The sequence below is a fragment of the Pseudomonas sp. MIS38 genome, from assembly GCF_019891575.1.
GTDB classification, from domain to species: Bacteria; Pseudomonadota; Gammaproteobacteria; order Pseudomonadales; family Pseudomonadaceae; genus Aquipseudomonas; species Aquipseudomonas putida_A.
Genome location: NZ_JAFLXF010000042.1, coordinates 1 through 13868, shown reverse-complemented (window position 1 = coordinate 13868; position 13868 = coordinate 1). Strand labels below are relative to the sequence as shown.

At 60.8% G+C, this 13868-nt stretch carries 11 protein-coding genes; 9 read left to right on the top strand and 2 right to left on the bottom strand.

Annotated features, from left to right (window positions below):
- Positions 1–202: 202 nt before the first annotated feature.
- The gene (locus tag J1G18_RS27520) at positions 203–1696 is read right to left on the bottom strand and encodes a CoA-acylating methylmalonate-semialdehyde dehydrogenase (protein ID WP_223009540.1); all 1494 of its coding nucleotides are present in this window, start codon (positions 1694–1696) and stop codon (positions 203–205) included.
- Between the two features lie 75 nt (positions 1697–1771).
- Positions 1772–3121 carry an aspartate aminotransferase family protein gene (locus J1G18_RS27515; RefSeq protein WP_098967086.1) on the bottom strand — a complete coding sequence of 450 codons (1350 nt, stop codon included), beginning with the start codon at positions 3119–3121 and terminating at the stop codon, positions 1772–1774.
- 138 nt (positions 3122–3259) lie between these two features.
- On the opposite strand from J1G18_RS27515, the gene J1G18_RS27510 reads away from it, so the two are divergent.
- The 9 genes from J1G18_RS27510 (at position 3260) to J1G18_RS27470 (ending at position 13773) form a co-directional block, all read left to right on the top strand.
- Positions 3260–4180: a LysR family transcriptional regulator gene (locus J1G18_RS27510; RefSeq protein ID WP_007968115.1), complete on the top strand. Its 921-nt coding sequence runs from the start codon at positions 3260–3262 to the stop codon at positions 4178–4180.
- 122 nt (positions 4181–4302) lie between these two features.
- Positions 4303–5691, top strand: a complete 1389-nt coding sequence (locus tag J1G18_RS27505; protein WP_223009538.1) for a uracil-xanthine permease family protein — start codon at positions 4303–4305, stop codon at positions 5689–5691.
- Positions 5692–5778: 87 nt separating this feature from the next.
- A complete protein-coding gene (locus tag J1G18_RS27500; protein ID WP_027613646.1) occupies positions 5779–6429 on the top strand; it encodes a TetR/AcrR family transcriptional regulator in 651 nt (216 codons plus the stop codon).
- A gap of 7 nt (positions 6430–6436) precedes the next feature.
- The gene (locus J1G18_RS27495; RefSeq protein WP_098967083.1) at positions 6437–7018 is read left to right on the top strand and encodes an IMPACT family protein; all 582 of its coding nucleotides are present in this window, start codon (positions 6437–6439) and stop codon (positions 7016–7018) included.
- A gap of 606 nt (positions 7019–7624) precedes the next feature.
- Entirely contained in the window at positions 7625–9172 is a 1548-nt protein-coding gene (locus J1G18_RS27490) for an ABC transporter ATP-binding protein (protein ID WP_135294901.1), read from the top strand.
- A 15-nt stretch (positions 9173–9187) separates the two neighbouring features.
- Positions 9188–10294: an ABC transporter permease gene (locus J1G18_RS27485; RefSeq protein WP_135294900.1), complete on the top strand. Its 1107-nt coding sequence runs from the start codon at positions 9188–9190 to the stop codon at positions 10292–10294.
- Positions 10294–11220 carry an ABC transporter permease gene (locus tag J1G18_RS27480; RefSeq protein ID WP_003221385.1) on the top strand — a complete coding sequence of 309 codons (927 nt, stop codon included), beginning with the start codon at positions 10294–10296 and terminating at the stop codon, positions 11218–11220. The genes J1G18_RS27485 and J1G18_RS27480 overlap by 1 nt, the downstream gene beginning before the upstream one ends.
- A gap of 248 nt (positions 11221–11468) precedes the next feature.
- A complete protein-coding gene (locus J1G18_RS27475; protein ID WP_095138233.1) occupies positions 11469–12155 on the top strand; it encodes an SDR family oxidoreductase in 687 nt (228 codons plus the stop codon).
- 259 nt (positions 12156–12414) lie between these two features.
- Entirely contained in the window at positions 12415–13773 is a 1359-nt protein-coding gene (locus tag J1G18_RS27470) for an 8-oxoguanine deaminase (protein ID WP_027613641.1), read from the top strand.
- Positions 13774–13868 lie beyond the last annotated feature (95 nt).

Here is a 13868-nt window from a genome sequence, read left to right as displayed (position 1 = left end):
TGAAGCAAGCCGCTGCCGAAAACTGCGTAACTCGTTGAATCTCAAGGAGTTTTCCGTTTCGACTGCGCCGGAAGTGGGGCGAATTATAGACCTCCAGAATCTGCCGTCAACCGCTTTTTTCACATTTCTGTCATATCGGTCAAAAAAACCCGAAAACACGAAGGCCGACCTCTAGAGGTCGGCCTTTGTCATGCCCTGCTACTTACAAGCTAGGGAAAGCGAACTGCGAAGCCTCATGGCTCGCACGCTGCGGCCAGCGCTGGGTGATGGCCTTGCGACGGGTATAGAAGCGCACACCATCCGGGCCATAGGCATGCAGGTCGCCGAACAGCGAGCGCTTCCAGCCGCCGAAGCTGTGGTAAGCCACCGGAACCGGCAGCGGTACGTTGACGCCGACCATGCCGACTTCGATCTCGTCGCAGAACAGACGCGCCGCTTCACCGTCACGGGTAAAGATGCAGGTGCCGTTACCGTATTCGTGATCGTTGATCAGCTTCATCGCCTCTTCCAGGCTGTTGACGCGAACCACGCACAACACCGGCCCGAAGATCTCTTCCTTATAGATGCGCATTTCAGGGGTAACGTTGTCGAACAGGCAGCCGCCGAGGAAGAAGCCCTCTTCGTTACCTGGAATGCTCAAGCCGCGACCATCGACCACCAAGGTCGCGCCCGCTGCCACACCGTCATCAACATAACCACTGACCTTGTCCCGCGCCTGACCGGTCACCAGTGGCCCCATGTCCAGACCACACGAAGTGCCGGCACCGATTTTCAGCGCCTTGATCTGTGGAACCAGTTTCGCCACCAGCGCATCCGCTACCTGATCGCCGACACACACTGCGACCGAAATCGCCATGCAGCGCTCACCGCAAGAACCGTAGGCCGCGCCCATCAGCGCGCTGACCGCGTTGTCCAGATCCGCATCCGGCATCAGCACCGCATGGTTCTTCGCGCCGCCCAGTGCCTGAACGCGTTTGCCGCGCTTGGTACCTTCGGCATAGATGTATTCGGCAATCGGCGTCGAACCAACAAAGCTCAGCGCTTTGACTTCCGGCGCTTCAATCAGCGCGTCCACTGCAGTCTTGTCGCCATGCACCACGCTCAGCACGCCTTTCGGCAAACCGGCTTCCAGCAGCAGTTGGGCGATCAGCAGCGTCGAGCTTGGGTCACGCTCGGACGGTTTGAGGATAAAGCAGTTGCCGCAGACGATCGCCAGTGGGTACATCCACAGTGGGACCATCGCCGGGAAGTTGAATGGCGTGATGCCGGCCACCACACCCAGCGGCTGAAAGTCCGACCAGGCGTCAATGTTAGGGCCGACGTTGCGGCTGTATTCGCCCTTGAGGATTTCCGGGGCGGCGCAGGCGAACTCGACGTTCTCGATACCGCGCTTCAGTTCACCGGCGGCGTCTTCGAGGGTCTTGCCGTGTTCTTCGCTGATCAATTGCGAGATACGCGCTTCGTTCTGCTCCAGCAGTTGCTTGAAGCGGAACATCACCTGGGCACGTTTGGCCGGAGGGGTGTTGCGCCATGCCGGGAACGCAGCCTTGGCGGCGTCGATCGCGTGTTGAATGGTTTCGCGGGTGGCCAGCGGCAGCTTGTGGATCGCCTGACCGGTGGACGGGTTGAACACATCAACCGCGCGACCGTGCTCGGTCACCAGTTCGCCATTGATCAAATGCGGGATAACGCTCATCGAAAACTCCTGAATTCTTGTGTACAGACGCCCACATGGGGCGCCTGTTATTCGCAGGTATATATAGAGGGAAAATCAGTCGAGCTTGTTCAGCACTTCGCCAACCGCGTCGAACAGACGATCGAGGTCTTGCGGCTTGCTGTTGAAAGTTGGGCCGAACTGCAGGGTGTCGCCGCCGAAGCGCACGTAGAACCCGGCTTTCCACAGGGCCATGCCCGCTTCGAACGGACGCACGATGGCGTCGCCATCACGATGGGCAATCTGGATCGCACCGGCCAGGCCGTAGTTACGGATGTCGATGACGTTCTTCGAACCTTTCAGACCGTGCAGGGCATTTTCGAAATGCGGTGCAACCTCGGCCACGCTCTGCACCAGGTTTTCCTTTTGCAGCAGGTCGAGTGCCGCCAGGCCAGCGGCGCACGCCACCGGGTGGGCCGAGTAGGTGTAGCCGTGGGGGAATTCCACCGCGTATTCCGGAGTCGGCTGATTCATGAAGGTCTGGTAGATCTCGGAGCTGGCAATCACTGCGCCCATCGGAATCGCGCCGTTGGTGACTTGCTTGGCGATGCACATCAGGTCCGGGGTCACGCCAAAGCTCTCGGCGCCGAACATCGAGCCGGTGCGGCCGAAACCGGTAATCACTTCGTCGAAGACCAGCAGGATGTTGTGCTGATCGCAGATCTCGCGCAGACGCTTCAGGTAACCCTGAGGCGGAACCAGTACGCCAGCGGAACCGGCCATCGGTTCAACGAAGACCGCCGCGATGTTCGACGCGTCGTGCAGTTCGATCAACTTCAGCAGCTCATCGGCCAGGGCGATACCGCCCTGCTCCGGCATGCCACGGGAGAATGCGTTGCTGGCCAGCAGCGTGTGCGGCAGGTGATCGACATCCATCATCGCCTGACCGAACAGCTTACGGTTGCCGTTGACGCCGCCAAGGCTGGTGCCGGCGATGTTCACACCGTGGTAGCCACGGGCACGGCCGATCATTTTGGTCTTGGTTGACTGACCTTTCAGACGCCAGTAGGCACGAACCATCTTCACCGCAGTGTCGGCGCACTCGGAGCCGGAGTCGGTGAAGAACACGTGGTTCAGGTTGCCCGGAGTCAGCTCAGTGATCTTTTCCGCCAACTGGAACGACAGCGGATGGCCGTACTGGAAGCCTGGCGAGTAATCGAGGGTGCCCAGTTGTTTGGATACCGCTTCCTGGATTTCCTTGCGGGTGTGCCCGGCGCCGCAGGTCCACAGACCGGACAGCGAATCGTAGATCTTGCGGCCCTTGTCATCGAACAGCCAGCTGCCTTCGGCACCCACAATCAGACGCGGATCGCGCTGGAAGTTGCGGTTGGCGGTGTACGGCATCCAGTGCGCGTCCAGCTTCAGTTGGCTGGCCAGTGGCGACGGCGCGTTTTCAGGCATGTTCATCGGGCAAAACCTCGCAGGGCATAAGCATCAGGGAGATAAAAAGCGTTGTTGCAGCTAAATTGCCACGCGGATAAAGTCGGTGAAATCCAACTTTTCTAACCTTCAGTTAGAAGCCTGCTAAACAATGAGAACAACAGCATGAGCAGTCGCCGCCCCGATCCGCTGGCCCAGGTCAGTGATTTTGATATTCGCCTGCTGCGGATTTTCCGCAGCGTGGTGGAGTGCGGCGGCTTCTCGGCGGCGGAAACCGTGCTCGGCATCGGGCGCTCGGCGATCAGCCAGCAGATGAGCGATCTCGAACAGCGCCTTGGCCTGCGTTTGTGCCAACGCGGCCGCGCCGGGTTCTCGCTGACCGAAGAGGGCCGCGAGGTTTATCAGTCAGCGCTGCAACTGTTAAGTGCGCTGGAAAGTTTCCGCACCGAGGTCAACGGCCTGCACCAACACCTGCGTGGCGAGTTGATCATTGGCCTGACCGACAACCTCGTCACCCTGCCCCACATGCGCATCACCCATGCCCTCGCACAGTTGAAGGAACGCGGGCCGGACGTGCAGATCCAGATTCGCATGATCGCTCCCAACGAGGTCGAACAAGGCGTGCTCGACGGTCGCCTGCATGTCGGCGTGGTGCCGCAGGCCAGCGCACTGTCGGGGCTGGAATATCAGCCGTTGTACAGCGAACGCTCACTGCTTTATTGCGCGGTGGGTCATCCGCTGTTTTATGTGGATGACAAGCAGCTGGATGACGAGCGCCTTAATAGCCAGGATGCGATTGCCCCGACCTTTCGTTTGCCGGCGGAGATTCAGGCGCATTACCAGGCGCTCAATTGCACCGCCAGTGCGTCCGACCGTGAGGGCATGGCGTTTCTGATTTTGACCGGGCGTTATATCGGTTATCTGCCGGATCATTACGCCAGCCTGTGGGTGCAGCAAGGTCGCTTGCGTGCGCTGAAATCGACGACACGTTTTTATGATTTGAGTCTGGCATCGGTCACGCGCAAGGGGCGGCGCCCTCATTTGGTGCTGGAAAGTTTTCTGGAGAGTCTGGCGGCGACGCGTTGAAAAATCCTGCAAGGCCCGACAGATCAGGTTTTCAACCACAAAATCACTGAATAACCTGAGCAAGTGGACAGCTTTTTGCAAAGCAGGATCAACCCCGATCCTTCAACAAGAAGCCTTAAGCCATGCAGCCAGATTCTGAACCGTCCAGCGACCTGATCTACGGCCTCGACGACCGCCCAAAACCACCCGCCGCAATCCTCGCCGCCCTGCAACACGTTCTCGCCAGTTTCGTCGGCATCATCACCCCACCGCTGGTGATCGGCTCGGCCCTCGGCCTGACCGCACACTTGCCGTACCTGATCAGCATGGCGCTGATGGTTTCCGGGGTCGGCACCTTTATTCAAGCGCGGCGGCCGTTCGGCATCGGCGCCGGGATGATCTGTTTGCAGGGCACCAGTTTCGCCTTCCTCGGCGCGGTGCTGTCGGCCGGGTTTCTGGTCAAGCAGCGTGGCGGCAGCCCGGAAGACATTCTGGCGATGATCTTCGGCGTATGCTTTTTCGGCGCCGTGGTGCAGATCGTCCTCAGCCGTTTCATCGGTCAATTACGCCGGGTTGTTACGCCGCTGGTGACCGGGATTGTTATTACTCTGATCGGCGTCAGTCTGATCAAGGTCGGCATCACCGATCTGGGCGGTGGATTCAATGCGCCGGACTTCGGCGCGCCGGGCAATCTGGCGCTGGGGGTGTTCGTGTTGCTGACGATCATCCTGCTCAACCGCTCGAACACGCCGTGGGTGCGGCTGTCGGCCATCATTATCGGACTGCTGCTCGGCAGTCTGGCCGCGTGGTTCAGCGGGAAACTGGTTCCGCAGGCATTGCCTGACTTGCCCTTGGTCAGTCTTCCCACACCGTTCAAGTTCGGTTTCAGCTTCGACTGGACCGCTTTCCTGCCCGTCGCGCTGATTTATCTGATCAGCACCATCGAAACCGTCGGCGACCTCACGGCCAACTGCATGCTCGCCCGCCAGCCGATCAGCGGCCCCTCTTATATAAGTCGTTTGCGTGGTGGTGTGCTCGGTGACGGCGCGAGCTGCATGATCGCCGCCACCTTCAGCGCCTTTCCCAACACCACGTTTGCGCAGAACAACGGCGTGATCCAGTTGACCGGCGTGGCCAGCCGCTATGTCGGGCTGTACATCGGCGCGATCCTGTTTTGTCTCGGTCTGTTCCCCATGATCGGCGCGGTGCTGCAGCAGATCCCCAAGCCGGTGCTCGGTGGCGCCACGCTGGTGATGTTCGGCAGCGTAGCAGCGGCCGGGGTGCGGATCCTCGCGCAGTCGCCGCTGGACCGACGCAGCATGCTGATCATCGCCACCTCGCTCGGCGTCGGCCTGGGCATTGCTGCGCAACCGAACCTGCTGCATCTGCTGCCGAAACTGGTGCAAAACCTGTTCGATTCGGCGATCACCAGCGGTGGCCTGACCGCGATCATCTTGTGCCTGTTGCTGCCGGAGGCGAAAACCACCAGCCTCGAATCCGCCACACCGCTGAACAAGATCGAACAGGCGTAACGGTTTTATTGCATCAGGACTTGTCGGATGCCTGTGGGTGCGTTATCAACGCAGCTGGTTGCACCCACAGACAAACCGGAAGTGCCTATGACCTTTGAAGTCCCCGCTCACGGCGGCAAACCCGCCAGCCGCATTCGTCAGAAGAACGAAGAGACCATCCTCAAAGCCGCCGAAGACGAGTTCGCCCGTCACGGTTACAAAGGCACCAGCATGAACACCATCGCGCAGAATGCCGGGTTGCCCAAGGCGAACCTGCATTACTACTTCACCAACAAGCTTGGGTTGTACGTGGCGGTGCTGAGCAACATCATCGAGCTGTGGGACAGCACCTTCAACACGCTGACCGCCGAGGATGATCCGGCCGAAGCGCTGACCCGCTACATTCGCGCCAAGATGGAATTCTCCCGCCGCCAACCGCAGGCTTCGCGGATCTTTGCGATGGAAGTGATCAGCGGCGGCGAATGCCTGACCGAGTATTTCAACCAGGATTACCGCGCCTGGTTCCAGGGCCGCGCGGCAGTGTTCCAGGCCTGGATCGATGCCGGCAAGATGGATCCGGTGGATCCGGTGCACCTGATTTTCCTGCTGTGGGGCAGCACCCAGCATTACGCAGACTTCGCCACGCAGATCTGTCGCGTCAGCGGTCGCAGCAAGCTGACCAAGCAGGACATGGAAGACGCCGGCAACAACCTGATCCGCATCATTCTCAAAGGCTGCGGCCTCACCCCGACTATTTAAGACGTTTATGCCTTTCACCCTCAGCGGTTTTTGCGAGTACCGCGAAGAGATTCGCAAAAGCCGCTTCATCACCGTCGCCGCGCCGATCGGCAGCCCCGCAGACGCGCAGGCTTTCTTCGAACAACACAGCGACCTGAATGCCTCGCACAACTGCTGGGCGTGGAAACTCGGTGCGCAGTACCGCAGCAACGACGACGGCGAACCCGGCGGCACCGCCGGACGGCCGATTCTGGCGGCCATCGAAGCGCAGGATTGCGATCAGGTCGCGGTGCTGGTGATCCGCTGGTATGGCGGCATTCAACTGGGCACCGGCGGTTTGGCCCGAGCCTATGGCGGCGGCGCGAACAAGTGCCTGCAAGCGGCGGCAAAAGTCGAGTTGATCAGCCGTGTGCCGCTCAGTTGTGCCTGCGGCTTTGCCGAGTTGGCGTTGGTGAAGCTGCGGGTGGCGGATCTGGCTGGCTTGGTAGTGGAAGAAAACTTCACTGCCAATGGTGTTGAGTTGCAGTTGGCAGTGGGTGAGGCGCAGATCGAGTTGTTGCAAACGCAACTGGCGGATTTGAGCCGTGGGCGGATTGTGCTGCAGCGTTAGAAGAGCAAAAGATCACAGCCTTCGGCAGCTCCTGCACAGGACTTAGTGTTTCCCAGTAAGAGCCGCCGAAGGCTGCGATCTTTTAGGGCATCGACGGATTTCTTTATTCCAGCAACTTGCCCACATCTGCTGTGCACCCGACTGTGGATAACCTGAGCACATATGGCTGTAACCCTTCTGTCACGTGGCTTTGCGCGATTTGCTCACTTTTCGTCCACTGCGCATGAAAAAAGATAAATCCCACGTAAAAACAGATAGTTAGCGCTTTTTATCACCATTGGGAGATAGCATCCCAGCGCTTATGCCAAGGATTTCCAATTGCGCACAAATACTGTGGAACAACCTGTGGATAAGCCGTTCATGGCTGGCGCAGTCGCAGGTTCTGTATAGCTTCGACCCGGCTGCTCGTTTTTTAACCAGTTCGTCACGGTGCAAAAATGGAGCCGGATCAACAGCTTTGCGCTGAATTGGTGCCGGCTCCTCCTGCGTTTTTCAGCGCGACGCTCTGCCGCCGGCACGCGGCAACAGTTACGGCGGGCGTTCCTGACTCAATGGCCAGGAAATTGCTTTATCCACAGGCACAACTCCAAGTCAGTCGAGCCTGTCATGCCAAGCCCAGATTCAACGCCGCGCCTGCAACTGCGCCAGATCAGCAAACGCTACCCCGGTTGTCTGGCCAATGACGCCATCGACCTGAGCATCGCGCCGGGAGAAATCCACGCACTGCTCGGTGAGAACGGCGCGGGTAAAAGCACGCTGATGAAGATCATCTATGGCGTCACCCAGGCCGATATCGGCGAAATGCTCTGGCAGGGCCAGCGGGTGAATATCCGCAACCCGGCGCAGGCCCGGCAGTTGGGGATCGGCATGGTGTTTCAGCATTTCTCGCTGTTCGAAACCCTCAGCGTCGCGCAGAACATTGCTCTGGCAATGGGCGCCGAGGCCGGTACGCCGAAACAGCTTGAGCCGAAAATTCGCGAAGTGTCGCGCCGCTACGGCATGGCGCTGGAGCCGGAGCGACTTGTCCACAGCCTGTCGATTGGCGAGCGGCAACGAGTGGAGATCATTCGCTGCCTGATGCAGGACATTCGCCTGCTGATCCTCGACGAGCCGACGTCGGTGCTGACGCCACAAGAGGCCGACGAACTGTTCATCACCCTGCGCCGCCTCGCCGCAGAGGGCTGCAGCATTCTGTTTATCAGCCACAAGCTCGCGGAAGTGCGCGCCCTGTGCCATAACGCCACGGTTTTGCGCGGCGGGCGGGTCGCCGGGCATTGCCGGCCGGCCGAATGCTCGGATCAGCAATTGGCGCAGATGATGGTCGGCGAAGCGGCGGCGTTGATCGGCGAATATCCGAAGGTCAGTGGCGGCGCGGACTTTCTACAGGTCAACGGCTTGAGCTGGCACAACCCCGATCCCTTCGGCTGCTCGTTGAGCGACATCAACCTGCAAGTGCGCGGCGGCGAAATCGTCGGTATCGCCGGGGTCGCGGGCAATGGCCAGGATGAGTTGCTCGCCCTGCTCAGCGGTGAACAAACCCTGCCCCGCGACAGCGCGACAACCATTTGTTTCGCCGGGCAAGCGGTCGCCGATTTGCGTCCGGATGCGCGGCGCCAACTCGGTCTGGCGTTCGTCCCGGCAGAACGCCTGGGCCACGGCGCAGTGCCGGAACTGAGCCTTGCCGACAACGCCTTGCTCACGGCCTTTCAACAGGGGCTGGTGCGCAACGGTTTGATCGAGCGCAGTAAAGTCGAAGCCCTCGCCCAACAGATCATTCAGCGCTTCGGGGTGAAAACCCCGGGCACTCACGCGGCCGCGCGCAGCCTGTCCGGCGGCAATCTGCAGAAATTCATTCTCGGCCGGGAAATTCTCCAGCAACCGAAACTGCTGATCGCCGCGCACCCGACTTGGGGCGTCGACGTGGGCGCGGCGGCGACCATTCACCGCGCGCTGATTGCCCTGCGCGATGCCGGCGCGGCGATCCTGGTGATCTCCGAAGACCTCGACGAACTGTTCCAGATCAGCGACCGCCTCGGCGCCCTGTGCGCCGGGCGTCTGTCGCCGCTGCAGAACACCACCGACACCCTGCTGAGCGATGTCGGCAGCTGGATGGCCGGGCACATCAACCCCACGCATTCATCGGCCACGGCCTGACGGAGTTTTCCCAACATGCTGCTTTCCCTCGAACCCCGTGGCCAACAATCGCGCCTGATGTTGTGGTGCTCGCCGTTGCTGGCAGCACTGCTGACCCTCGGTTGCGGCTCGCTGTTGTTCATCGCTCTGGGACATGACCCGCTGCAAACCTTGCACACGTTGTTGATCGCACCGGTCAGCGATCTGTATGGCGTCTCCGAACTGCTGGTCAAGGCGCTGCCGATTCTGCTTTGTGCACTCGGTCTGGCGGTGGCTTATCAAGCGCGAATCTGGAACATCGGCGCCGAAGGCCAATTGCTCCTCGGCGCACTCGCCGGCAGTGCCTTGGCGGTGAACATCATCGACCTGCAAAGCCGTTGGGCGCTGGTGCTGATTCTGCTCACCGGCACTTTCGCCGGGGCCGCTTGGGCCGGGCTGACGGCATGGCTGCGCACGCGCTTCAACGCCAACGAAATCCTCACCAGCATCATGCTCAATTACATCGCGCTGAACCTGTTGCTGTTCTGCGTGCACGGGCCGCTGAAGGATCCGGCCGGCTACAACTTTCCCGAGTCGGCGATGTTCGGCGACGCCAGTCGCCTGCCGCTGCTGATGGAGGATGGCCGGGTGCACGCCGGGGTGTATTTCGCTTTGCTCGCACTGGTTGCGGTGTGGGTGTTGTTGCAGAAAAGCTTTGTCGGTTTCCAGATCAAAGTGCTAGGTCTGGATAAACGTGCCGCAGGTTTTGTCGGCTTTCGCGAGAAGCATCTGATCTGGCTCGCGCTGTTGATCAGCGGTGGTTTGGCCGGGCTGGCCGGGGTTTGCGAAGTGACCGGGCCGATCGGGCAATTGGTGCCGCAAGTCTCGCCGGGCTATGGCTATGCAGCAATCACCGTGGCGTTTCTCGGACGGTTGAACCCGATCGGGATTCTGTTCTCAAGCCTGTTGATGGCGCTGCTGTACATCGGCGGCGAGAGCGCGCAGATGACCCTGAATCTGCCGCAAGCGATCACCCAACTATTCCAGGGAATGATGCTGTTTTTCCTGCTGGCCTGCGACGTGCTGATTCTCTATCGGCCACGCCTGAAACTGCGCTGGGCACGGCGCACGTCGACCACCGCCGTAACCGCCGGGGCGCTGTGATGGATATCGATCTGCTGAGCAATATTTTCTACGCCATGGTGCGCTGCGGCACGCCGCTGTTGTTGGTGGCGCTGGGTGAGTTGATCTGCGAGAAGAGCGGCGTGCTCAATCTCGGCCAGGAAGGAATGATGCTGTTTGGCGCGGTGATCGGTTTTATCGTCGCCCTCAACAGCGGCAACCTGTGGCTCGGCGTGTTGCTGGCGATGCTCGCGGGGATGCTCTTGTCTTCGCTGTTTGCCCTGGTGGCGCTGGTGTTCAACGCCAATCAGGTGGCGACCGGGCTGGCGCTGACGATCTTCGGTGTGGGCCTGTCGACCTTTGTCGGCGCGGCGTGGGTCGGCAAGCCGTTGGCCGGATTCGAGCCGTTGGCGATTCCGTACTTGAGTGAGATTCCGCTGATCGGGCGCATGCTGTTTGCTCAGGACTTGCTGGTGTACCTGTCGTTCGCGCTGTTTGCGCTGGTGGCTTGGGTGATCATCAAAAGCCGTGTCGGGCTGATCATTCAGGCCGTTGGTGAGAACCCGGACGCGGCCAGTGCGATGGGCCTGCCGGTGCTGACCGTGCGCACGCTGGCGGTGCTGTTCGGCGGGGCGATGGCCGGTTTGGCCGGGGCGTATCTGTCGCTGGCGTACACGCCGATGTGGGCCGAGAACATGACCGCCGGACGCGGCTGGATTGCCCTGGCGCTGGTGGTGTTTGCCAGTTGGCGGGTGTGGCGCTTGTTGCTCGGGGCTTATCTGTTTGGCCTCGCCAGCATCCTGCATCTGGTGGCGCAGGGCTTGGGGCTGGCGATTCCGTCGAGTCTGCTGGCGATGCTGCCGTATGTGGCGACGATTGTGGTGTTGGTGCTGTTGTCACGGGATGCCGTTCGTACCCGGTTGTATGCGCCGGTGTCGTTGGGGCAGCCGTGGCAGGCCGGGCATTAGGGTGGTGATGCCACGGGCCTCATCGCTGGCAAGCCAGCTCCCACAGTGTCCATGTTGTGTACATGATTTGCGAACACCGCTGAGCGGCCTGCGAATTCGAGAAGCAACCACGCTAGAGCCTGGAGTATGCTTCGGGATCAACAGCTCTTTTGAGACCCGGCTCGATGTGTTGCGACGAGTACTGCAACTACGGCTGGGTCAGGCGTGTCCATTGAATCCGTGAACCGTAATCTTCAAGGAACCGAGTCATGTCCCAGGCAAAAAACGCACTGATCATCGGCGCCTCCCGTGGCTTGGGCCTCGGGTTGGTGAAAACCCTGCTGGCCGATGGCTGGCAAGTGACCGCCACCGTGCGCAATCCGCAAAAGGCCGAGGCGCTGCAAGCGCTGGGCAAGGTGCGGATCGAGAAACTCGACATGGACGACCAGCAAGCGGTGATTGCCCTGAGCCAGCAGCTCAAGGGCGAGACCTTCGACCTGCTGTTCGTCAACGCCGGGGTCAAAGGCCCTGAAGTGCAAACCCCGGGTGGCGCGACACTGGCCGAAGTCGGGCAACTGTTTTTCACCAACGCCGTGGCGCCGATCAACCTGGCGCAACGCTTCGTCGGGCAGATCCGCGACGGCAGCGGCGTGCTGGCGTTCATGAGTTCCGGCCTGGGCAGCGTCACCGTACCCGACGCCCCGGAGCTGGCGCTGTACAAGGCCAGCAAGGCCGCGCTGAACTCGATGACCAACAGTTTTGTCACCCAGTTGGGCGAGCAGAAACTTACCGTGCTGTCGCTGCACCCGGGCTGGGTGAAGACGGATATGGGCGGTGAAGGTGCTGACCTGGATGTGGAGACCAGCACTCGCGGGCTGATTGATCAGGTGAATGCGTATACCGGCAAGGGCGGCCATCACTTCATCAACTACAAGGGTGAAACCATTCCCTGGTAAACACCACAGATCTTCCCTGTAGGAGTGAGCCTGCTCGCGATCGCAGTGTGTCCGTCACCGATGATATTGAATGAAAGACCGCTATCGCGAGCAGGCTCACTCCTACAAGGGGATGGCGGTGTCCTGTCGGGTTGGGCTTGCCCGATCCGGCGATTTGTTTGAAACTCCGCACCTCGTCCAACGCGGCGACCCTGGATCAGCAGACAGGGCAACACTGAGCTGGCAACCCTGAACCCCACTTTCAGAGGAGCCGGCCACAATGCCTGCGACCCGTACCTGGTTAAAAAATCCCCTCGCCATTTTCACGGCCAACGCGCTCGATGCCCGTGGTGGTCTGGTGCTGCAAGACGGCGTGATCGTCGAAGTGCTGGCGGCCGGTCAGCAACCGTCCGCGCCGTGCAACGAAGTGTTCGATGCCCGCGAGCATGTGATTCTGCCGGGCCTGATCAACACCCACCATCACTTCTATCAAACCCTGACTCGCGCCTGGGCGCCGGTGGTCAATCAGCCGCTGTTCCCGTGGCTGAAAACCCTGTACCCGGTGTGGGCACGGCTGACCCCGGAAAAACTCGCCCTCGCGACGAAAGTGGCTTTGGCTGAACTGCTGCTGTCAGGTTGCACCACCGCCGCCGACCACCATTACCTGTTCCCGGACGGTCTGGAAAACGCCATCGACGTGCAAGTCGACACCGTGCGTGAACTGGGCATGCGCGCCATGCTCACTCGCGGCTCGATGAGCCTCGGCGAGAAGGACGGCGGCCTGCCGCCGCAACAGACCGTGCAGGAAGGTCAGGTGATTCTCGACGACAGCCAGCGCCTGATTCACGAGTACCACGAGCGCGGCGATGGTGCGCAGATCCAGATCGCTCTGGCGCCTTGCTCGCCCTTTTCGGTGACCCCGGAAATCATGTCGGCCAGCGCCGAACTGGCGAATAAACTCGACGTGCGCCTGCACACGCACTTGGCGGAAACCCTCGACGAAGAGGATTTCTGCCTGCAACGTTTCGGCCTGCGCACCGTGGATTATCTGGACAGCGTCGGCTGGCTCGGCCCGCGCACCTGGCTGGCCCATGGCATCCACTTCAACCCGGATGAAATCGCTCGCCTCGGCCAGGCCGGCACCGGTATCTGCCATTGCCCGAGTTCGAACATGCGTCTGGCCTCCGGCATCTGCCCGAGCATCGATCTGACCGATGCCGGTGCGCTGTTCGGTCTCGGCGTGGATGGTTCGGCCTCGAACGACGCGTCGAACATGATTCTAGAAGCGCGTCAGGCGTTGTACATCCAGCGCCTGCGTTACGGCGCGGAGAAGATCACCCCGGAACGCGTGCTCGGCTGGGCAACCAAAGGCTCGGCGAGCCTGTTGGGGCGTACCGACATTGGCGAGCTGGCGGTGGGCAAGCAGGCGGATCTGGCGTTGTTCAAGCTCGATGAGCTGCGTTTCTCGGGCAGCCATGATCCGATTTCGGCGCTGCTGTTGTGCGGTGCCGATCGTGCGGATCGGGTGATGATTGGCGGCAAGTGGCGCGTGGTGGACGGCCAGGTTGAAGGGCTGGATCTGAAGGGTCTGATCGCCGATCACAGCCAGGCGGCTCGCCAGTTGATCGCCGGTACCTGATCCCAACACTAAACCCTGTGGGAGCGGGCTTGCTCGCGAAAGCGGTGTGTCATTCAGATTTAGCCTGCCTGACACACCGCTTTCGCGAGCAAGCC

Excerpts from the sequence above, each read along its gene's own strand:
- J1G18_RS27500 (WP_027613646.1), top strand. The coding sequence starts at position 5,779 with ATGACCTTTGAAGTCCCCGCTCACGGCGGCAAACCCGCCAGCCGCATT.
- J1G18_RS27505 (WP_223009538.1), top strand. The coding sequence starts at position 4,303 with ATGCAGCCAGATTCTGAACCGTCCAGCGACCTGATCTACGGCCTCGAC.
- J1G18_RS27515 (WP_098967086.1), bottom strand. The coding sequence starts at position 3,121 with ATGAACATGCCTGAAAACGCGCCGTCGCCACTGGCCAGCCAACTGAAG.
- J1G18_RS27510 (WP_007968115.1), top strand. The coding sequence starts at position 3,260 with ATGAGCAGTCGCCGCCCCGATCCGCTGGCCCAGGTCAGTGATTTTGAT.
- J1G18_RS27485 (WP_135294900.1), top strand. The coding sequence starts at position 9,188 with ATGCTGCTTTCCCTCGAACCCCGTGGCCAACAATCGCGCCTGATGTTG.
- J1G18_RS27520 (WP_223009540.1), bottom strand. The coding sequence starts at position 1,696 with ATGAGCGTTATCCCGCATTTGATCAATGGCGAACTGGTGACCGAGCAC.
- J1G18_RS27495 (WP_098967083.1), top strand. The coding sequence starts at position 6,437 with ATGCCTTTCACCCTCAGCGGTTTTTGCGAGTACCGCGAAGAGATTCGC.
- J1G18_RS27470 (WP_027613641.1), top strand. The coding sequence starts at position 12,415 with ATGCCTGCGACCCGTACCTGGTTAAAAAATCCCCTCGCCATTTTCACG.
- J1G18_RS27480 (WP_003221385.1), top strand. The coding sequence starts at position 10,294 with ATGGATATCGATCTGCTGAGCAATATTTTCTACGCCATGGTGCGCTGC.
- J1G18_RS27490 (WP_135294901.1), top strand. The coding sequence starts at position 7,625 with ATGCCAAGCCCAGATTCAACGCCGCGCCTGCAACTGCGCCAGATCAGC.
- J1G18_RS27475 (WP_095138233.1), top strand. The coding sequence starts at position 11,469 with ATGTCCCAGGCAAAAAACGCACTGATCATCGGCGCCTCCCGTGGCTTG.